Raw genomic sequence first — 18,174 nt, 5'->3', positions numbered from 1 at the left:
ACACCGCGTCATCGTTCATCGCGAGCAGGCTCGCTCCTACAGGGTTGAGTGATAGGCGGGTCAACTCTGTAGGAGTGAGCCTTGCTCGCGATGACGGCGGCAAAGTCGCTGAACATTTCAGATCTAGCGCAAGAAAGCCTGCCGATACTCCCCAGGCGTTCCACCCACCGCCTGGCGAAACCTGTTGGTGAAATGACTGGCACTGGAGAACCCGCACGCCAGGGCAATCTCCCCCAATGGCTGCGCGGTCGTGCGCAGCAGATCCTGGGCCCGCCGCAAGCGCCGCGCCAGCACATACTGGTGTGGCGGCAGGCCAAAGCTCTCGCGAAACATCCGCGCAAAGTGATACTCCGACAACGCACACAACCCGGCCAGTTGCCCCAGGCTGATGGCTTCGGCCAACTGGCTGTCGATGAACTCGACCAGTTGCCGGCGCTGATGCGCAGCCAGTCCGCCCTTGAGGCGCAACCCTTCGCGCTTGCCCACCTGGCCGAGGAGGACATGGCTCAGCATCTCGTGGGCCAGGCTGCTGGTGAGCAGGCGTTCGCCGGGCTCATCCCAGTTCAGTGCGATCAACTGGCGAAAGCGCCGGGCCTGGATCGGGTCGTCGAGAAAGGTGTGCTCGCGCAGGAGCAGTTCGCGAGGTTCGCGGTCGAGCAGGGTGACGCAGCCCAGGGCAAATTGCTCAGGACTGAAGTACACGTGGGCCAGGCGGATATCGCCATTGATCACCCAGGCCGACGGATGCTCGGCTGGCAGGATGCACAGTTTGTCCGGGCCGCCCATGATGCCGGGTTGGTCGCGGCGAAAGGTGCCGGTGCCGCCGCCGATGTAGCAGGACAGGGTGTGATGACTGGGCGCCTCGTAGTCCTGAGCGTCGTGATGATTGTTCCACAGGGCTGCAGCCATGCCGTCACCGAGTTCGGCGCTGTGCTCAAGACGAGCATGGGGCGAACGGTTAAGGGCTTGAAAGACTTGCAGGGTTTCCAGTGCGGCCATGATCGATTCTCCAACGCCTTGCATCCTACTCCGTAGCACATGACCTGCCAGCCCGTGGCCGGACAAAAGCGCAAGTTTATGCAAGTGCGCCGAGGCCAGCCGCAGGACACTGAGCCCCTGTCCAGGAGCTTTGATCATGAACCTTTCGCTGTATTTGCTGACCGTGCTGATCTGGGGTACTACCTGGATTGCCTTGAAATGGCAGTTGGGCGTGGTAGCCATCCCGGTGTCAATCGTCTATCGCTTCGGCCTCGCCGCGCTGGTGCTGTTCGTGATGTTGCTGCTCAGCCGCCGCCTGCAAGTGATGAATCGCCGCGGACACCTGATCTGCCTCGCGCAGGGTTTGTGTCTGTTCTGCGTCAACTTCATGTGCTTCCTCACCGCCAGCCAGTGGATCCCCAGCGGTCTGGTCGCTGTAGTGTTCTCCACGGCCACCTTGTGGAACGCCTTGAACGCCCGGGTGTTTTTCGGCCAGAAAATTGCTCGCAACGTCTTGATGGGCGGCGCCTTGGGCTTGCTCGGCCTTGGTCTGCTGTTCTGGCCCGAGCTTGCGGGTCACACCGCCTCACCTGAAACCTTGCTTGGCCTGGGATTGGCACTGTGCGGCACGCTGTGTTTTTCCGCCGGCAACATGTTATCGAGCCTGCAGCAGAAAGCCGGGCTCAAGCCGCTGACGACCAATGCCTGGGGCATGGCCTACGGCGCGGCGATGTTGTCGGCCTGGTGCCTGGTCCGGGGCATCCCGTTCGACATCGAGTGGAATACGCGCTACGTAGGCTCGTTGCTGTACCTGGTGATTCCCGGCTCGGTGATCGGTTTCACCGCCTACCTGACATTGGTCGGGCGCATGGGGCCTGAGCGGGCCGCGTACTGCACCGTGTTGTTTCCGGTGGTGGCGCTGAATGTGTCGGCATTTGCCGAGGGTTACCAGTGGACCCCTCCAGCACTCGTCGGGCTGGTGCTGGTGATGCTGGGCAACGTCTTGGTCTTTCGCAAACCCCGCGTCAGTATCAAGCCAATGACCGGCAAGTTGGCTTGAAACCCATGTTACTCAACTGTCCTTGGCGACCGTCAGGTATATCAAGGCGAGGAACATGTATTCAATATTGTTTTGAGCCCAGCGGAAGGCATCGTATTGTTGTGAGTAGTCCATGTCGAACCATTCGTTGAGAATGGTAATGTAGAAAACATGGTAGACGAATAGTGCAGTCACGAATCCAATGATGGCAAATTTTTTAGACTCGTTGAATTCGTTGCGTGGTGCTTTCAAGTTGCGATAGAGCTGCCAGCTGCCGTATAGCAGACTAAACGTGAAGATGACCTCGAGGGTGATAATCGCCCAGTAGAAGCGGTGGTGGAACAGTGTTGAAGTGATACCACGATGTTTCCTGGATTCGTTGTCGTGCGTATCGCTCATGCTGAGGATGCGTCCAATGTATTCAGCGTAGACAGCGTAGTCGGTGAGATTGTTGGCCAGCGTGGTAAGACCGAAAATGGCGGCCATCAAGACGATCAGTACTTTGCTGCGTCTGATGGTGGTGGCAGTAGTGAAGTTGCTCATGAAGATGTTCTCCGAAGTCCGTTTCTGACTGTTGACCGCTTCGAAGTTTATAATGAATCTCGCGCAGCACTGCGGGCCACTGAGTTGCAAGTTATGTACTTTTAAATGAGTGGCGGAGTTAATTAATTCAGCGGGTAATTATCGCCGTATATATATGCATGGCACGCCGGTCGGGCGTGCCATGCTAGCAATCAACCGTTCCAGCTCTGCGGATTGACCAGGTCTTGCGGGCGCTCACCTTGCAGCGCGCTACGCAGGTTGGTAATGGCGCGATTGGCCATTGCTTCACGGGTTTCATGAGTGGCCGAGCCGATATGCGGCAGGGTCACGGCGTTCTTCAACTGGAACAATGGCGAGTCGCTCAGCGGCTCTTTCTCGTAGACGTCCAGGCCCGCGCCACGAATGCGGTTGTTCTGCAGGGCTTCAATCAGCGCCGGTTCGTCTACCACGGGGCCACGGGAGATGTTCACCAGGATCGCGCCCGGCTTCATCAGCCCCAGTTCGCGGTGGCTGATCAGGTGTTTGGTCTTCTCGCTGAGCGGCACCACCAGGCAGACAAAATCGGCTTCGGCCAGCAACTGGTCGAGGCTGCGAAATTGCGCGCCGAGCTCCTGTTCAAGTGCAGGCTTGCGACTATTGCCGCTGTAGATGATCGGCATGTTAAAACCCAGACGACCGCGACGGGCGATAGCCGCGCCAATGTTACCCATGCCGACGATGCCCAAGGTCTTGCCGTGTACATCGCTGCCAAACAGCGCAGCGCCGACACTGGCCTGCCATTGTCCGGCCTTGGTCCAGGCATCCAGCTCGGCCACCCGGCGGGCGCTGCTCATGATCAGGGCAAACGCCAGGTCCGCAGTGCTCTCGGTCAGGACATCGGGGGTGTTGGTGAGCATGATCCCGCGTTCGTTGAAATACGCCACATCGTAGTTGTCGTAGCCCACTGAAACGCTGGAGACCACCTGCAGTTTCGCCGCGTTTTCCAACTGCGCCCGTCCAAGCTTGCGACCGACGCCGATCAAGCCATGGGCGTGAGGCAGGGCCTCATTAAATTGGGCATTGATATCGCCGTTCTTCGGGTTGGGCACGATGACGTCGAAATCCTGCTTCAGGTCTTCGATCATCTCCGGCGTGATACGGCTGAAGGCGAGTACGGTCTTTTTCATGGGTGGAGGGCTCGTCGGGCGGTGAGAATGCCAAGCACGCTAACATTCTTTTCCAGTGCTGGGCGAGCCTGGATAATCAATTAGCCAACCGAACCCCGGCCAGGCTGCCGCTCAATTCATAAGCGGTCAATTCAGCTTGATGCGCTGCCAATATCTCCGGCAACGACCCTCGCAGATACTCAACCCAGGTCTTGATCTTCGCGTCCAGGTATTGGCGCGAAGGGTAGATCGCGTACAGGTTCAATTCTTGCGAGCGATAGTTCGGCATCACTCTGACCAGCGTGCCGTTGCGCAGCCCTTCGATCGCCGCATACACCGGCAGAACGCCTACGCCCATGCCGCTGGTGATCGCGGTTTTCATGGCGTCGGCAGAATTCACCAGGAACGGCGAGCTGTTGATGGTGACCATTTCCTGACCCTCAGGGCCATCAAATGTCCATTTCTCCAACGGTATCACCGGGCTGACCAGCCGCAGGCAGGCGTGGTTGAGCAAGTCGCTGGGTTTGTGCGCACAGCCGTTGGCTTTCACGTAGGCCGGCGAAGCGCAGACGATGCTGTAAGTGATGCCCAGACGCTGCGAGACGAAGCCGGAGTCGGGCAGTTCGCTGGCCAGCACGATGGACACGTCGTAGCCCTCGTCGAGCAGGTCCGGTACGCGGTTGGCCATGGTCAGGTCGAACGTCACGTCCGGGTGGGTCTTGCGATAGCGCGCGATGGCGTCGATCACGAAGTGCTGACCGATGCCGGTCATAGTGTGCACCTTGAGCTGTCCGGCCGGACGGGCGTGGGCGTCACTGGCTTCAGCCTCGGCTTCTTCAACGTACGCCAGGATCTGTTCGCAGCGCAGCAGGTAGCGCTTGCCGGCCTCGGTCAGAGCGATGCGCCGGGTGGTGCGGTTGAGCAGTCGGGTTTGCAGGTGGGCCTCAAGGTTAGAGACCGCGCGCGAAACGTTGGCCGTCGTGGTGTCGAGTTGCACGGCGGCCGCAGTGAAGCTGCCGGCCTCGGCCACGTAACTGAATGCGCGCATGTTTTGCAAAGTGTCCATGGGGTGCTCTCTGGGCGAATGACAAATTGTGACACAACGTTTCAGAGTCCGAGACCCCGACCAAGGGATTATCGCGTTAACGGTAACAAAGATTCACAAGAATCCCAGCTTATCGCCAACAAAACCCGCCCCTAGAATTGCGCCACCTCTTACGGGGATCTCCCCTATCTCAGGAATATCCGCAGTGCCGCGTCGCATCAGCAGAGCGCTTCAGACGCTCAGTGTTCTCGCCCTATCCCTGGCAATCAGCGGCTGCATCGGAACCGCAGGCATTGCCCCACAAGGCAAGGCACTGGAGGCCAATTCCCTGGCCACCGACGAGGCCATCCAACAGGCTGCGCAGGACGCCAATTGGCCTGTTGCGCAATGGTGGCAGGCCTATGGCGACCTTCAATTAAATCACTGGATCGACCTGGCCCTGCAGGGCAGCCCAACCATCGCCATGGCCGCCGCACGGGTGCGCCAGGCGCGTTCGATGGCCGGCATTGCCGAGTCTGCCGAGTCGCTGCAGATCAATGCCGAGTCCACCCTCAAGCGCCACAACTGGCCCACCGATCAGTTCTACGGGCCGGGCGAACTGGCCAATACCACGACCTGGGACAACAACGCCGCGCTGGGCTTCAGTTACGCCCTCGACCTCTGGGGCCGCGAGCGCAATGCCAGCGAGCGTGCCGTCGACCTGGCGCACATGAGCGCCGCCGAGGCCCGGCAGGCCCAGCTCGAATTGCAGAACAACATCGTGCGCGCCTATATCGAACTGTCGCTGCATTACGCCCAGCGCGACATCGTTGCCGCGACGCTGCAGCAGCAACAGCAGATCCTCGAACTGGCGCAAAAGCGCCTGGACGCCGGCATCGGAACGCACTTCGAAGTCAGCCAGGCGCAAACCCCACTGCCTGAAACCCATCGCCAGCTCGATGCACTGGACGAGGAGATCGCCCTCAGTCGTAATCAGCTGGCGGCATTGGCAGGATTGGGTCCCGGCGCGGGGGCGCAGTTGCAGCGACCGACTTTGTCATTAGGCACCGCCCTGAAGCTGCCGTCGGTACTGCCGGCGCAATTGCTCGGCCAGCGGCCCGACGTGGTTGCCAGCCGCTGGCAGGTGGCGGCACAAGCGCGGGGTATCGATGTGGCCCATGCCGGTTTTTATCCCAACGTCGACCTGGTCGGTAGCCTCGGCTACATGGCCACGGGCGGCGGGGCCCTGGAGTTTTTGACTGGCAAAAAACTCAACTACAGCGTTGGCCCGGCGATCTCGCTGCCGATCTTCGACGGCGGTCGGTTGCGCGCGCAGCTGGGTGAAGCAGCGGCCGGTTACGACATCGCCGTGGCTCACTACAACCAGACCCTGGTCAACGCGCTGAAGAACATCTCCGACCAGTTGATCCGCCGCGAGTCCATGGACAAGCAGCAAACTTTCGCCGCCGAGTCGGTCGCGGCCGCGCAGAAGACCTACGACATAGCGATGATCGCCTACCAGCGCGGGCTCACCGATTACCTCAATGTGCTCAACGCCCAGACGCTGCTGTTCAAGCAGCAGCAGGTGCAGCAACAGGTTCAGGCGGCGCGGCTCAGTGCCCATGCGGAACTGGTGACTGCGCTGGGTGGCGAGGTTGGGGCGGGCAATGATGTGCCGACCGCGAGCGAAACCGCTGCACCGAAAACCCCGGCACTGCTTAAGAGCCTGTCGAATTGAACACAGGCCCCCTGGAAGCCCCTGTAGGAGTGAGCCTGCTCGCGATGGCGGTGTGTCAGTGCATGCTGAAATTGCCTGGCATAGCGCAATCGCGAGCAGGCTCACTCCTACAAGGAACGAGTTCATGCCGCGCCAATTATTGAGCAGGACACCATGACCCCCTTGCCCGCACCTCTGCGCTGGCTGTATTCCCTCGAATGGCGTCGAGGTTTTTTTGACTGGGCACGCAGCGATGGCGTGACCTGGGTCTACATCTTCAAAGTGCTGTTCGCCGCCTTCCTGACCCTGTGGCTGGCGATGCGCCTGGAGCTGCCGCAGCCGCGCACGGCGATGATTACCGTGTTCATCGTCATGCAGCCGCAAAGCGGCCAGGTATTCGCTAAAAGCTTCTACCGCTTCCTTGGCACGCTGGCCGGTTCGGCGGTGATGGTCGCGCTGATTGCGCTGTTCGCGCAGAACACCGAACTGTTCCTCGGATCGCTGGCGATCTGGGTCGGTATCTGTTCGGCGGGCGCGGCGCGTTACCGCAACTTTCGCGCGTACGGCTTTGTGCTGGCGGGCTACACCGCGGCGATGGTCGGCCTGCCAGCGCTGGCCCATCCCGACGGCGCCTTTATGGCGGCCGTCTGGCGCGTGCTGGAAATCTCCCTGGGGATTCTCTGTGCCACCCTGGTCAGTGCCGCAATCCTGCCGCAAACCGCCAGCGCGGCGATGCGCAATGCCTTGTATCAGCGCTTCGGGGTATTCGCCCTGTTCGTCACCGATGGCTTGCGCGGTCGCAGCCAACAGGCGGGGTTCGAGGCCAGCAACGTACGCTTTATCGCCGAGGCGGTTGGCCTCGAAGGCCTGCGCAGCGTCACGGTGTTCGAAGACCCGCACATGCGTCGGCGCAACGGCCGCCTGAGCCGCCTGAACAGCGAGTTCATGGGCATCACCACGCGCTTCAATGCCCTGCACCAACTACTGGAACGTTTGCGCAGCAGCGGCACCGATCACGTGGTGGCAGCAATCACCCCGGGTTTGCAGGACCTGGCCGAAGTGCTCGACAACTTCAGCGGCCGCGCCCTGACCAGCCCCGACGCTGCGCGCCTGGCCCTGGCACTGGCAGCCTACAAGGATGCTTTGCCTGCCCGGGTGCGTAGCCTGCGCGCCGCATTCCAGGAGAGTGCCCCGAGCGATTCCGAGCAGTTGGACTTCCATACCGCCTACGAGCTGCTGTATCGCTTCGTCGATGACCTGCACGGATACGCCCAGACTCACGCCTCGCTGGCCGAGCACCGCCACGCGCGGGAGCAGTGGGACGAGCCGTTCACCCCGCAGACCAACTGGCTCGCGGCGGCCGCATCGGGGATTCGCGCGGCGTTTGTGCTGGTGGTGCTGGGCAGCTACTGGGTGGCCACGGCCTGGCCGAGCGGTGCGACCATGACCCTGATTGCTGCCGCGACTATCGGTTTGTCCGCGGCCACGCCGAACCCGAAATGCATGGCGTTTCAAATGGCCTGCGGGACATTTCTCGGCGCGCTGATCGGCTTCGTCGAGATGTTCTTCATCTTCCCCTGGATCGACGGTTTCCCCCTGTTGTGCGTGATGCTCGCGCCGGTGATCGTGCTCGGCTCGTTCCTGTCTTCGCGGCCGCAGTACGCCGGGGTCGGCCTCGGCCTGTTGATCTTTTTCAGCACCGGCTCGGTCCCGGACAACCTCACGGTCTACAACCCCTACAACTTCATCAATGACTACATCGCCATGGTCATGGGCATGCTGGTCTGTGCGGCTGCGGGGGCGATCATCCTGCCGCCCAACAGCCGCTGGTTATGGCGCCGCCTGGAGCAGGACTTGCGCGGCCAGGTGGTGTTCGCCATCAGTGGCAAGCTCAAGGGCCTGGCGTCCAGTTTCGAAAGCCGCACCCGCGACCTGCTGCACCAGGCCTACGGGCTCGCGGCGGGTCAGCCGCAAGTGCAACGGGACCTGCTGCGCTGGATGTTCGTGGTGCTGGAGGTCGGCCACGCGATTATCGAGTTGCGCAAGGAACAGGCGATCCTGCCGGTGCATCCGGCCTATGCCGAATCCCAGCCTTGGCGCCAGGCAATCCGCGTAATGGGCCGCTCGCTGGTGCGCCTGTTCCTGCAGCCGAGCCAGAGCAATCTGGAGCGCAGCCTGATCGCCGTGGATCACGCCATCAGCCGCGTCCAGGCCACCGATGAGCCCTTCGCGCCGCACTTCGATACTTCGGCGCTGCGCCGGGTGAAGAGCTACCTGCACTTCATCCGCACCTCGCTACTGGACCCGCAATCGCCACTGGCTGCCTATGCCGCCACCCCGCCGCAAGGACTTGAGCATGCCTCGTGAAATCGCCTTCCACGGCGTGTACATGCCGACCATGACGTTGATGTTTTTCCTCGCCGTCGCGCTGGCATGGGCCCTGGACCGCTTCCTGTCCGGGCTCGACCTGTACCGTTTTTTCTGGCACCCGGCGTTGTTGCGCCTGAGCCTGTTTACCTGTCTGTTTGGCGCCCTGGCGCTGACGATTTACCACTGACTCTCTCCCTCAGAGAATGCCTTGATGAAAAAGCTTTTCAGCCTGCTCGCCACCTTGCTGGTGCTGGCGCTTGCGATATGGATCGGCCGGACCCTCTGGGTGCATTACATGGATACCCCCTGGACCCGCGATGGCCGCGTGCGCGCGGACATCATCAACGTCGCCGCCGACGTCACAGGCGAAGTGGTGGACGTACCGGTGCGCGATAACCAGTTGGTGCGCAAGGGGGATCTGCTGATGCAGATCGACCCCGAGCACTATCGCATCGCGGTCAAACAGGCGCAGGCGCTGGTTGCGTCGCGCAAGTCGACTTGGGAGATGCGCAAGGTCAATGCCCATCGTCGCGCGGACATGGACGCGCTGGTGATATCCAAGGAAAACCGCGACGACGCCAGCAACATCGCCGACTCGGCCCTCGCCGATTATCAGCACGCCCAGGCGCAACTGGAAGCGGCGCAACTGAACCTAAAACGCACCGAAGTGCGGGCGGCGGTCGACGGTTATGTCACTAACCTCAACGTGCACCGTGGCGACTATGCGCGTATCGGCGAAGCGAAAATGGCCGTGGTCGATATGAACTCGTTCTGGGTCTACGGCTTCTTCGAAGAAACCAAGCTGCCCCACGTGCGGGTTGGCGACCAGGCGGATATGCAGCTGATGAGCGGCGAAGTGCTCAAGGGGCATGTCGAGAGCATTTCCCGCGGCATCTACGATCGGGACAACCCGGAAAGCCGCGAGCTGATCGCCGATGTCAACCCGACATTCAACTGGGTGCGCCTGGCGCAGCGGGTGCCGGTGCGGATTCACATTGACGAGGTGCCGGAGGGGGTGCTGTTGGCGGCGGGGATTACGTGTACGGTGGTGGTCACGCAATCCCCTGCGCCATTACGACAAACCGCACATGACTGATTCAGCCAAGGTAATCGAATAGCGTGCCCCTTCCACCGTCGATTCCGGTGGAATTGCAGGCCAAGAGGAATTTGTTTTCGGGGTGATCCAATAAAGTGACCGGCCCTGAACACTGGGTGTCTTCTGAAATTCCTCCGTCAATGCCGAACCCTTTGTCGAATTGGCCGTCCGCCTCAAATCGCGAAATGTAGAGGTAATGCCGTCCCGCCGAGATCACCAACTTTCCATCGGATTGCACGTAACCATTGAGCCACGCGTTGTTCCTTTCCGGATGGTATTTAGTCAGCAGCGCTTTACCCCCGTTGAAGCCGGAATCCAGCAAGCCATTTTTGGTGATACCGACAAGCATTCCTGCGGTGGAGGGATCTTTCCAACCACCGGCTTCACCAACCCCGACAAAACCGCGCTTCGTGGACAGCAGGGCGTTGAACCGGGTAGGGCGCTTGGCTATCGGCATGCTGACGTACCCCGGTGAAGTTGGGTTGCCGAATTCGCTGTCGAGGACCCCTTTGTCATCGAAGCGCGCAATGAGGGCTGTTTCGTATTCCGGTTGAAGAAACGCATGGCCCGCCACCACGATTTTTCCGTCCGCTTGTGGCAGGCAGGCGGTCAGCGCGGTAGAGGCTATAGAACCCGGCAATTTGAAGTCCAGGCGACCGGATTTGCCGAAGGATTCGTCGAATGTGCCATCGACATTCAGCCGAAAGAGCACGCCGGTGGTATCAGTAATGTTGCCAAATTTGTGATAGGTGGTGCTGATCAGTAGTCTACCGTCTGCTTGTTGGGCAACTGCGGACACGTCCGTCATGCACACTTCTTCCGGCTGGTTTTCGATAACCAGGTGGCCTGTGCCATTCCCTCCGAACGTTTTGTCCAGTGTGTAATCGTGGCGATAACAGGCCATGGCCAAGTGGTTTAAAGGTTCCACCCCTCCTGGGTAGGTAATGTTCGAGCCAAGCATCAACAGACGTCCGTCCGCAAGACGCAAGAGCATGCCACCCGAGCTGGCATCTTCTCCCTTGAAATGGCTGGTGAACATGCCTCCATTGATAAAGCGCGGGTCCAGGCTTCCGTCAGGGGTCAGTCGCACCAGCCCGTATTGCCCGAAGCCTCGCCTTGTTTCCAGGGTCACGCTCAAGAGAATGTGCTTGTCGGGGAGCACCAGAGCGCCTTTGATCAGGCGGGTGCGCTGAATTACATCGGAAAGGATGCCGAGTGTGACCTTGCCACCGTCGCCAAATGCCTTGTTGCGATTGCCTGGGCGATCTGCAGGATTATTTTGATTCATAAACACCTCTGAATGATAAGGGGCCGTGCAGACGAGCGAAAAAGGGCTATGCGCTCATCGGTAAACCAATGCTGGGCATCTCCCGATCAGCAAAAGTCTCTACCCGAGGCAGTAGGGTGTCTACTGTCAGAAATAACAGGTTTAAGCACATCCGGACGGGCGGTGGGGATGTCTAAAGCAGTGGTGGGGGAAGGAGAGGGGGCATGCATTCAGCTGCAGTCTGTCTCAACACCTCGACTTTGAGCTGAGAGGAGGGAGGTCGTCTACTGTCAACTCTGACAGTAGACAGGGACAGAGGATTTAATAAAGCTGCAGGGTCGCCGGGAGACCACCCGGACTCATGCCTTGCAAAAAGTCTCATGCAGATGCCGCCAAATAATTGGGCCGGTTGCCTGTTTCTCAAAGACGACCGTCGAGCGTCGATCCGAATGCAGCCCCGTCGCATCAGTCTGTTGTTCGCGATAACTCACGACGGCGCCACCGTCATACAGTGCAATGCCGCGCAACTCGCTGAGCTCAATCCTGAACCCGAGCTTCTTTGCGCCCGCCAGCAGGAACAACTCGCTCAACACCTCGAAATCCAGCACCCGGCCCAGCGGTGAGATCATGGAGAACTGCGGCGAAAACCGCGCCAGCAAGTTCTCCAGCACGGCAGGTGACTGGACGCTGGCGAACCACTGTTCGATCAGCCGATGAGCTTCAATCACTTCATCAAAGTATTCGCGGTAATCATTCATGCAGTTGTTTCCTTGGAGGGAGAGGGACGAACAAGCGCTTGCACCCGTGCTGCATCAAAACGCAGTACGGCAATCAGGGGTAGCAAAGTCAGGGCTGCGGCGACGAGAAAACACAGCTCAAAAGCCTGGAGCGAGTCCGCACCCAGGGCTCCCAGCAACGCACTCAATACCGCCGTGCCGAGGCAGAAACTCAGCTGACGATTGATGTTCCACAATGCGCTGGCGTGGTTCATGCGCGCTGGAGGTACTTCGAGAAACGCCAGGGTCTGTGCACTGCTGCTGCAAAAGCTGCCGCCCAGTCCCATCAGGGCATAGGCGCAGATGGGCAGCCAGGTTTGAGCGTGATCAATCAGGACCAACGCGGCGATGCCCAGGCTTTGCATCAGCATGCCGGCGATCAGCAACGGCCTGGGGCCCCAGCGATTAAAACCACGTTTGCCCAGGCCTATCGCCACCGCCGAGCCCAAGGCCCAGGGCAACATCAAGGCGCCGATCCTGGGGCTGGCGAAGCCCAGTTGGTGCAGATACAACACGGCAATCAGGCTAGTGCCGATGAACACGCCAGGCACGAACACGTACACCGCCATGGCCAGCCGCAGCGACGGGCTTTTAAGCAGTTGCAGATCAAGCAGGGGGCCGATTGGTTGGCCGCTGTCGCGCACCTCATCTGCCCGTAACCACAGCGCGGCCAGCAACAGGGCCAAGAGTGTCAGCGGCAGGTTGAGGATAAACACCCAGCGCCAGGACAACACCTCGACAACCCAGCCGCCCGCTGCCGGTGACAGCGCCGGCACCAGCAAGGCCACGGACAGCACCCAGGCAGTCAGGCGACTGCGCAGGGGCAATGGGCAGTGCCGGAAGGCCATGGCCTGGCCGACGGGAATCAACAATCCGCCGCCCAGGCCCTGCAACAGGCGCCAGCCGATCAGCGCTTCTATCCAGCTCGCGCCGGCGACCAGCACCGAGGCGAGGCCGAACAGCGCCAGCGAACCGAGGATCAACCGTCGCTCGCCGACCTTCGCGACCAGCCACACGCTCAACGGGATGATCGCCGTCAGGCCCAGCATGTAGGCATTGCTGATCCATCCCAGCTGGCTGACCGAAGCGTGCAGTTCCTGGGCAATGTCGGGGTAGGCGATGCTGGCGATGAACATGTTCAGCAGGTCGAGTGCGAAGCCCAACAGATACACCAGTGCAACTTTCGAGCGATAAGCCATGACGACTTCCCTGTAGTGAGGCGTGCAGGGTAAGGCGGCGAAAGCGCTATGGAAACGCGGTTTTGACTGCTAGTTTGTCAAAATTATTTTGACAACGAGTGCCTGTGAGCATGGTCAGCCTGGACCGATTTGATACCTTCAAGGCCGTGGTCGAAGCCGGATCATTGACCGCTGCGGCGAATCTGCTGGGGCAGACGCGTGCTGTCGTCAGCTTCAATTTGAAGCGCCTGGAAGCCGAGCTTGGGGTCACGCTGCTGACCCGCAGCACGCGCAAGCTAGCCCTCACCGACGCCGGCGAGCGTTTTTATCAGCGCTGTGTGCGCACCCTGGATGAGGCGCGAATGGCGGTCGAGGATGCGCGCTCCGAGCACACGCAACTGCGCGGCACCTTGCGCATTACCACCACGGTGGAGTTCGCGCTGGCGCAAGTGGTGCCGGCGCTGAAAGTCTTTCGAGAGCAGCACCCCCAACTGAACGTGCACCTGTCGACTTCTTCGACCCACGCCGATCTGATTTCCGAGCGCTTCGACCTGGCGATCAGGTTGGGGCGCATGCACGACTCCAATCTGCGCGCGGTGCAGTTGTCGACGTTCGAGATTTTCGCGGTGGCTGCACCGGAGTTGGTCGACTGCTTCGAGCCGCTGTCGAGCCTGGCGGCACTGGAGCAGTGGCCGGCGCTGGGGCATGGGCGAGTGGCGGAACTGGCGGTGACGGACCCGGCTGGCGTCGAGCATTTGTACCAGCCGGCGCCCGGGAAGATGACCATCGTTGCCGACAATTCGATCACGCTGCGCGCGTTTGCCTTGAGCGGGCAAGGGGTGGCGATTTTGCCGCAGTGGCTGGTAGAGGAGGATCTGCAGGCGGGGCGGTTGGTGCGCTTGCTGGCGGATCACTCGTTCAGTCAGCAGGGGGTGTATGCGTTGTATCCGGATACTCGGCATTTGCCGCTGAAGGTGCGGGCATTCATAGATTTCATGAAAGATTGGCGGTGAATGTCAGGGGCCCATCGCGAACAGGCTCACTCCTACAGATGATTGTGATATCCGATAAAACGCATTCTCCTGTAGGAGTGAGCCTGCTCGCGATGGGGGCTACTCGATTTCAGAGCTGCCCCTTCAACCCAAACCGCTTCATCAGCCCCGCCTCCAGCAATCCCTTGGGCAACAAAGCCGCCAACAACGGCAAAGCTCGGCTGCCATTACCCAGGCGAATCAACCTGGGCGGCTGATCTTGCTGCACCGCTTTCAACAAACCTGCAGCAAATTCACCGGCCGGCGTTGGCTTATCCTGCGACGCCTTGGCCCGCGCCCGGATACCCTCGCGCAATGGCCACCAGGACGATTGCTCGGTGATCAACTGCTCCGCCTGCTGTCCGGCATTTTTCGCGAAGCTGGATTCGATGGCACCCGGCTGCACCTCCATGACCCGGATACCAAAGGGTGCCAGCTCCATGCGCAGCGTATCGCTCAAGGCATGCACCGCAGCCTTCGACGCACAGTAGGCGCCGGCAAATGGCGTCACCAGCACTCCGGATACGCTGCCGATATTCACCACCAGGCCCTTGGTGCGTCGCAGCAGCGGAAACAGCGCCCGGGTGACGCCGACAATCGCAAACACATTGGTTTCGAACTGGCGCTGCATCGCCGCCACACCGCCATCGAGCAGCGGCCCCATGGCGCCATACCCGGCGTTGTTGATCAGCACATCGAGGCCGCCGCGCTCCTGGTCGATCCGCGCACTCAACGCCTCAAGCGCCGCAGCGTCATTGACGTCCAGCTGCACCGCAGTAAAGCCGGCGGCGCTCAGCACAGCGATGTCTTCAGCCTTGCGGGCACTGGCCCAGACTTCGTACCCGGCAGCCTTGAACGCATCGGCGAGGGCGCGGCCGATGCCGCTGGAACAACCGGTAATCAACGCAATCGGCATGGCGCAGTCCTTGTGCAGGAGAAAGAAGGGCAATCAGTCGGAGAAACTACCCTGCAAACGCTCGGCGCGAAACTCCAGGGTTTCCGGGCGATATCCCGGGCGCAATGGCGGCAGGGGCAAGCAGTCTTGCCAGTTGCCACCGGCTTGCAGTTCACCAGGACCACGGTAGCGCGGCGCAGTGTATTGGTTGTCCGCAAGGTTGACTGTATCGCCAGGGGCATATGCGGCGACGCGCCAGCGCAACTCGGTCAGCGGCACGTCGTTGCCGTTGTTCATGGTCAGCTGCAGGGGCCGGTCCGCCGGACAGCTCTGGGGCGCGTAGCTGATGCGCAACTCCAGCCGTTCCAGTTGCTTGAGTTCACGGTGGTCCATCCAGATGACCCAGGTGGCCACGATGCCCAGCCCCACGGCGGCGGCCATGGACACCGGCAAGGCTTTCGCGGGATAGCGCAGGAGCAGGACCAGCCAGGTAATGACCAGCAGGACGCCGATAAACATGACGCGAAACCTCGGGGGGAGAGGAGGTCATCCTACCTAAGCGCAGGGGAGGTGGCGATGGGCTTGATGTTTGTGTCGAGTTGCAGTGCCTCATCGCGAGCAGGCTCACTCCCACAATGGATCTGCGTCGGCCCTGTAGGAGTGAGCCTGCTCGCGATGAGGCCGGTCGAACCACCCACAATGCGCAAAAAAAAGCCCCCGCCCAACCCGCTGCGGATGGGGAATCGCAGCGGCCTGGGCGGGGGCTTCCTGTCTTGCTTAACGCTTACTGCGCGATGGTTTTCACCGACACGCCGCGCTCGATCGGGGTCGAGCGACCGTAGATATCTTCAAACCGCTCGATATCATCTTCACCCAGGTAGCTGCCCGATTGCACCTCGATGATCTCCAGTGGAATCTTGCCCGGGTTGCGCAGACGGTGGACCGAAGCGATCGGGATGTAGGTCGACTGGTTCTCGCACAGCAGGAACACATTCTCGTCGCAGGTCACTTCAGCCGTGCCGCTGACCACGATCCAGTGTTCGGCGCGATGGTGGTGCATCTGCAGCGACAGGCACGCGCCCGGCTTGACTGAGATGTGCTTGACCTGGAAGCGCCCGCCCATGTCCACCGAGTCGTAGGAGCCCCACGGACGATAGACTTCGCAGTGGTTCTGGGTTTCGCTGCGACCCTGCTCGTTGAGGGTGTTGACCATCTGTTTCACGCCCTGGACCGAGTCCTTGTGGGCGATCATCATGGCGTCCTTGGTTTCGACCACCACAATGTTTTCCAGGCCGATCACCGACACCAGTTTGCCGTTGCCGTGGATCATGCAGTTCTTGCTGTCCTGGATCACCACGTCGCCTTTGGTGACGTTGCCGTTGACGTCTTTGTCATTCACTTCCCAAAGCGAAGCCCAGCAACCGACATCGCTCCAGCCGGCGGTCAGCGGCACGACGCAGGCGCGTTGGGTTTTTTCCATCACCGAGTAGTCGATGGAATTGTCCGGGCAGCAGGCGAAGGTGGCTTCGTCAAAGGTGATGGTGTCGGCGTCCTGTTCGCTGCGCTCGAGGGTCAGCAGGCAGGTGTCGTAGATGTCCGGATCGTGCTTTTTCAGCTCTTCGAGGAAGCGGCTGGCGCGGAACAGGAACATGCCGCTGTTCCAGAAATAACCGCCGGACTGCACGAACTCGGTGGCGCGTTTCACGTCCGGTTTCTCGACGAAGTGCGAGACGCGGCTGACGCCTTCCGGCAGCAGCGAATCGTTGGTCGACTTGATGTAGCCGTAGCCGGTTTCCGGCTTGGTGGCCGGGACGCCGAACAGCACCATTTCGCCGTTTTCCGCAGCGACTGTGGCCAGGGCCAGCGCACGTTGCAGGGCCTTCTGGTCATCGAGCACGTGGTCGGCCGGCAGTACCAGCATCAACTCGTCGCGACCTTCATTGACCAGCATCATCGCCGTCAGGGCTACGGCTGGCGCAGTGTTGCGACCGAACGGTTCCATCAGGATGCGCTGGGTCTCCAGCTTGCGGGCACTCAGCTGCTCGTTGACGATGAACCGATGGTCTTTGTTGCAGACCACAATCGGCGTGTCCATGCCGTCGAACACCAGGCGCTCCAGGGTTTGCTGGAACAGCGTGTGCTCGCCGGTCAGGGCGAGGAACTGCTTGGGGAATTGCTTGCGCGAAAGCGGCCAAAGACGTGAGCCGCTACCGCCTGACAAAATCACCGGAATCATGTTGTTACTCCTTGAAAATCGTTTGGTTAGAGCTACGAACGCTGTGTCGTTTCACTCTTGTTTTTGTTCCGTGTCCTGACTGACACCTCGGTCCAATGTGGGAGCGGGCTTGCTCGCGAAGGCGGTATATCAGTCGACATCATCGGTGAATGTCGGACCGCTTTCGCGAGCAAGCCCGCTCCCACAGGGATGCGGGTCAATCAGGAAAATTTGTTAGCGCGTCGAAACCGGGCGTTTCACCCAGACTGGCGACAGGCTGCTGCCTTTGCCGGTGACGTACAGCACGGCGGCTTCGCCGCGTTCCAGGGCAACCGGTTTCACGTCGCCGACTTTGGTGGCGCCGTCGTACAGGGCCAGGCTGACTTTGACCGGGTTGATTTCACGCTCGCCACGGCCTTTGGCCGCTACGGATGGCACGACTTCGGTCTTGCCGTCAGCCGTTTTCAGGGTCAGGGCCTTGTCGCTCAGGTTCTGCACGCGCACCAGGGACTTCTGCTTGTTCTTGAACGGCGGTTCTTCGATCAGTTGTGGAGCGCCGCTGGCGTTGTTCACCAGGGTGTAATAGTGATCGCCCGCCAGTTTCACTGGCAGGGACTGGCTGCCGACCTTGGCGCTGTAGTCGCCGCCCGGCATGAAGCTGAAGTCGGTGCTGGACAGCGGCGCGACTTCGGCCAGGTTGGTGCTGCCGACGGTGGCGCTGACTTCAGCATTACCAGCGTTGTAGACACGCACGAAGCTGGAGCCTTTTGGTGCGGTCGGGCCGTAGAGCGCGGAGTCGCCACCGGCGAATGCGTTCATCGACAGGACGCTGAAGGTTGCGGCCAATGCAAAGGTCTTGGCGAGACGACGAGGAGTTGTAGTGAAAGTCATGGTAGTACC

17 protein-coding genes are annotated in these 18,174 nt (G+C 60.7%); 6 read left to right on the top strand and 11 right to left on the bottom strand.

Annotation, left to right across the window (positions count from 1 at the left end; translation table 11 throughout):
- Window positions 1-123: 123 nt before the first annotated feature.
- Complete coding sequence (locus tag ORL50_RS04790; protein WP_266010538.1) at window positions 124-999, bottom strand: AraC family transcriptional regulator; 876 nt, start codon at window positions 997-999, stop codon at window positions 124-126.
- Between the two features lie 136 nt (window positions 1,000-1,135).
- Here ORL50_RS04790 and ORL50_RS04785 point away from each other — a divergent pair, with 136 nt between their 5' ends.
- Window positions 1,136-2,038 (top strand): DMT family transporter, encoded by a 903-nt coding sequence (locus tag ORL50_RS04785; protein ID WP_266010536.1) that lies wholly within the window; start codon window positions 1,136-1,138, stop codon window positions 2,036-2,038.
- A gap of 12 nt (window positions 2,039-2,050) precedes the next feature.
- Here the strand turns inward: ORL50_RS04785 and ORL50_RS04780 are convergent, their stop codons facing one another.
- From ORL50_RS04780 to ORL50_RS04770, 3 genes are all read right to left on the bottom strand, one after another.
- On the bottom strand, window positions 2,051-2,560 hold the full coding sequence (locus tag ORL50_RS04780; RefSeq protein ID WP_266010533.1) for a DUF2165 family protein: 510 nt from the start codon (window positions 2,558-2,560) through the stop codon (window positions 2,051-2,053).
- A gap of 191 nt (window positions 2,561-2,751) precedes the next feature.
- A complete protein-coding gene (locus tag ORL50_RS04775; RefSeq protein ID WP_266010531.1) occupies window positions 2,752-3,726 on the bottom strand; it encodes a 2-hydroxyacid dehydrogenase in 975 nt (324 codons plus the stop codon).
- 76 nt (window positions 3,727-3,802) lie between these two features.
- A complete protein-coding gene (locus ORL50_RS04770; RefSeq protein WP_266010529.1) occupies window positions 3,803-4,771 on the bottom strand; it encodes a LysR family transcriptional regulator in 969 nt (322 codons plus the stop codon).
- Between the two features lie 184 nt (window positions 4,772-4,955).
- Between ORL50_RS04770 and ORL50_RS04765 the strand changes: the two genes are divergently transcribed.
- The 4 genes from ORL50_RS04765 (at window position 4,956) to ORL50_RS04750 (ending at window position 9,912) form a co-directional block, all read left to right on the top strand.
- On the top strand, window positions 4,956-6,467 hold the full coding sequence (locus ORL50_RS04765; protein ID WP_266010527.1) for an efflux transporter outer membrane subunit: 1,512 nt from the start codon (window positions 4,956-4,958) through the stop codon (window positions 6,465-6,467).
- Between the two features lie 153 nt (window positions 6,468-6,620).
- Window positions 6,621-8,813, top strand: a complete 2,193-nt coding sequence (locus ORL50_RS04760; protein ID WP_266010524.1) for an FUSC family protein — start codon at window positions 6,621-6,623, stop codon at window positions 8,811-8,813.
- On the top strand, window positions 8,803-9,003 hold the full coding sequence (locus tag ORL50_RS04755) for a DUF1656 domain-containing protein (RefSeq protein ID WP_266010522.1): 201 nt from the start codon (window positions 8,803-8,805) through the stop codon (window positions 9,001-9,003). Before ORL50_RS04760 ends, ORL50_RS04755 begins: the two co-directional genes overlap by 11 nt.
- 24 nt (window positions 9,004-9,027) lie before the next feature.
- Complete coding sequence (locus ORL50_RS04750) at window positions 9,028-9,912, top strand: efflux RND transporter periplasmic adaptor subunit (RefSeq protein ID WP_266010520.1); 885 nt, start codon at window positions 9,028-9,030, stop codon at window positions 9,910-9,912.
- A 1-nt stretch (window position 9,913) separates the two neighbouring features.
- Here ORL50_RS04750 and ORL50_RS04745 read toward each other — a convergent pair whose 3' ends face one another.
- The 3 genes from ORL50_RS04745 to ORL50_RS04735 all read right to left on the bottom strand — a co-directional run bounded on the left by ORL50_RS04745 (window position 9,914) and on the right by ORL50_RS04735 (window position 13,154).
- Entirely contained in the window at window positions 9,914-11,200 is a 1,287-nt protein-coding gene (locus ORL50_RS04745; protein ID WP_266010518.1) for a hypothetical protein, read from the bottom strand.
- Window positions 11,201-11,538: 338 nt separating this feature from the next.
- A complete protein-coding gene (locus tag ORL50_RS04740; RefSeq protein ID WP_266010516.1) occupies window positions 11,539-11,937 on the bottom strand; it encodes a DUF4440 domain-containing protein in 399 nt (132 codons plus the stop codon).
- Window positions 11,934-13,154 carry an MFS transporter gene (locus ORL50_RS04735; protein WP_266010513.1) on the bottom strand — a complete coding sequence of 407 codons (1,221 nt, stop codon included), beginning with the start codon at window positions 13,152-13,154 and terminating at the stop codon, window positions 11,934-11,936. Before ORL50_RS04735 ends, ORL50_RS04740 begins: the two co-directional genes overlap by 4 nt.
- Window positions 13,155-13,264: 110 nt before the next feature.
- Between ORL50_RS04735 and ORL50_RS04730 the strand changes: the two genes are divergently transcribed.
- Entirely contained in the window at window positions 13,265-14,146 is an 882-nt protein-coding gene (locus ORL50_RS04730) for a LysR family transcriptional regulator (RefSeq protein ID WP_266010613.1), read from the top strand.
- Window positions 14,147-14,255: 109 nt separating this feature from the next.
- Here ORL50_RS04730 and ORL50_RS04725 read toward each other — a convergent pair whose 3' ends face one another.
- From ORL50_RS04725 to ORL50_RS04710, 4 genes are all read right to left on the bottom strand, one after another.
- On the bottom strand, window positions 14,256-15,080 hold the full coding sequence (locus tag ORL50_RS04725; protein WP_266010511.1) for an SDR family oxidoreductase: 825 nt from the start codon (window positions 15,078-15,080) through the stop codon (window positions 14,256-14,258).
- Window positions 15,081-15,113: 33 nt separating this feature from the next.
- On the bottom strand, window positions 15,114-15,578 hold the full coding sequence (locus ORL50_RS04720; RefSeq protein WP_266010509.1) for a multidrug transporter: 465 nt from the start codon (window positions 15,576-15,578) through the stop codon (window positions 15,114-15,116).
- Window positions 15,579-15,843: 265 nt separating this feature from the next.
- Complete coding sequence (locus tag ORL50_RS04715) at window positions 15,844-17,295, bottom strand: mannose-1-phosphate guanylyltransferase/mannose-6-phosphate isomerase (protein ID WP_266010507.1); 1,452 nt, start codon at window positions 17,293-17,295, stop codon at window positions 15,844-15,846.
- Between the two features lie 213 nt (window positions 17,296-17,508).
- The gene (locus ORL50_RS04710) at window positions 17,509-18,165 is read right to left on the bottom strand and encodes an alginate O-acetyltransferase AlgF (protein ID WP_045061381.1); all 657 of its coding nucleotides are present in this window, start codon (window positions 18,163-18,165) and stop codon (window positions 17,509-17,511) included.
- Between the last annotated feature and the right edge of the window lie 9 nt (window positions 18,166-18,174).

This window comes from Pseudomonas sp. RIT-562 (genome assembly GCF_026241895.1).
Classification (GTDB): domain Bacteria; phylum Pseudomonadota; class Gammaproteobacteria; order Pseudomonadales; family Pseudomonadaceae; genus Aquipseudomonas; species Aquipseudomonas mandelii_F.
This window is presented reverse-complemented; position numbering and strand designations above follow the sequence as displayed.

Bases quoted from the DNA above. Each gene is read 5' to 3' on its own strand.
- ORL50_RS04790 (WP_266010538.1), bottom strand. From the start codon at position 999: ATGGCCGCACTGGAAACCCTGCAAGTCTTTCAAGCCCTTAACCGTTCG.
- ORL50_RS04785 (WP_266010536.1), top strand. From the start codon at position 1,136: ATGAACCTTTCGCTGTATTTGCTGACCGTGCTGATCTGGGGTACTACC.
- ORL50_RS04780 (WP_266010533.1), bottom strand. From the start codon at position 2,560: ATGAGCAACTTCACTACTGCCACCACCATCAGACGCAGCAAAGTACTG.
- ORL50_RS04775 (WP_266010531.1), bottom strand. From the start codon at position 3,726: ATGAAAAAGACCGTACTCGCCTTCAGCCGTATCACGCCGGAGATGATC.
- ORL50_RS04770 (WP_266010529.1), bottom strand. From the start codon at position 4,771: ATGGACACTTTGCAAAACATGCGCGCATTCAGTTACGTGGCCGAGGCC.
- ORL50_RS04760 (WP_266010524.1), top strand. From the start codon at position 6,621: ATGACCCCCTTGCCCGCACCTCTGCGCTGGCTGTATTCCCTCGAATGG.
- ORL50_RS04755 (WP_266010522.1), top strand. From the start codon at position 8,803: ATGCCTCGTGAAATCGCCTTCCACGGCGTGTACATGCCGACCATGACG.
- ORL50_RS04750 (WP_266010520.1), top strand. From the start codon at position 9,028: ATGAAAAAGCTTTTCAGCCTGCTCGCCACCTTGCTGGTGCTGGCGCTT.
- ORL50_RS04745 (WP_266010518.1), bottom strand. From the start codon at position 11,200: ATGAATCAAAATAATCCTGCAGATCGCCCAGGCAATCGCAACAAGGCA.
- ORL50_RS04740 (WP_266010516.1), bottom strand. From the start codon at position 11,937: ATGAATGATTACCGCGAATACTTTGATGAAGTGATTGAAGCTCATCGG.
- ORL50_RS04735 (WP_266010513.1), bottom strand. From the start codon at position 13,154: ATGGCTTATCGCTCGAAAGTTGCACTGGTGTATCTGTTGGGCTTCGCA.
- ORL50_RS04730 (WP_266010613.1), top strand. From the start codon at position 13,265: ATGGTCAGCCTGGACCGATTTGATACCTTCAAGGCCGTGGTCGAAGCC.
- ORL50_RS04725 (WP_266010511.1), bottom strand. From the start codon at position 15,080: ATGCCGATTGCGTTGATTACCGGTTGTTCCAGCGGCATCGGCCGCGCC.
- ORL50_RS04720 (WP_266010509.1), bottom strand. From the start codon at position 15,578: ATGTTTATCGGCGTCCTGCTGGTCATTACCTGGCTGGTCCTGCTCCTG.
- ORL50_RS04715 (WP_266010507.1), bottom strand. From the start codon at position 17,295: ATGATTCCGGTGATTTTGTCAGGCGGTAGCGGCTCACGTCTTTGGCCG.
- ORL50_RS04710 (WP_045061381.1), bottom strand. From the start codon at position 18,165: ATGACTTTCACTACAACTCCTCGTCGTCTCGCCAAGACCTTTGCATTG.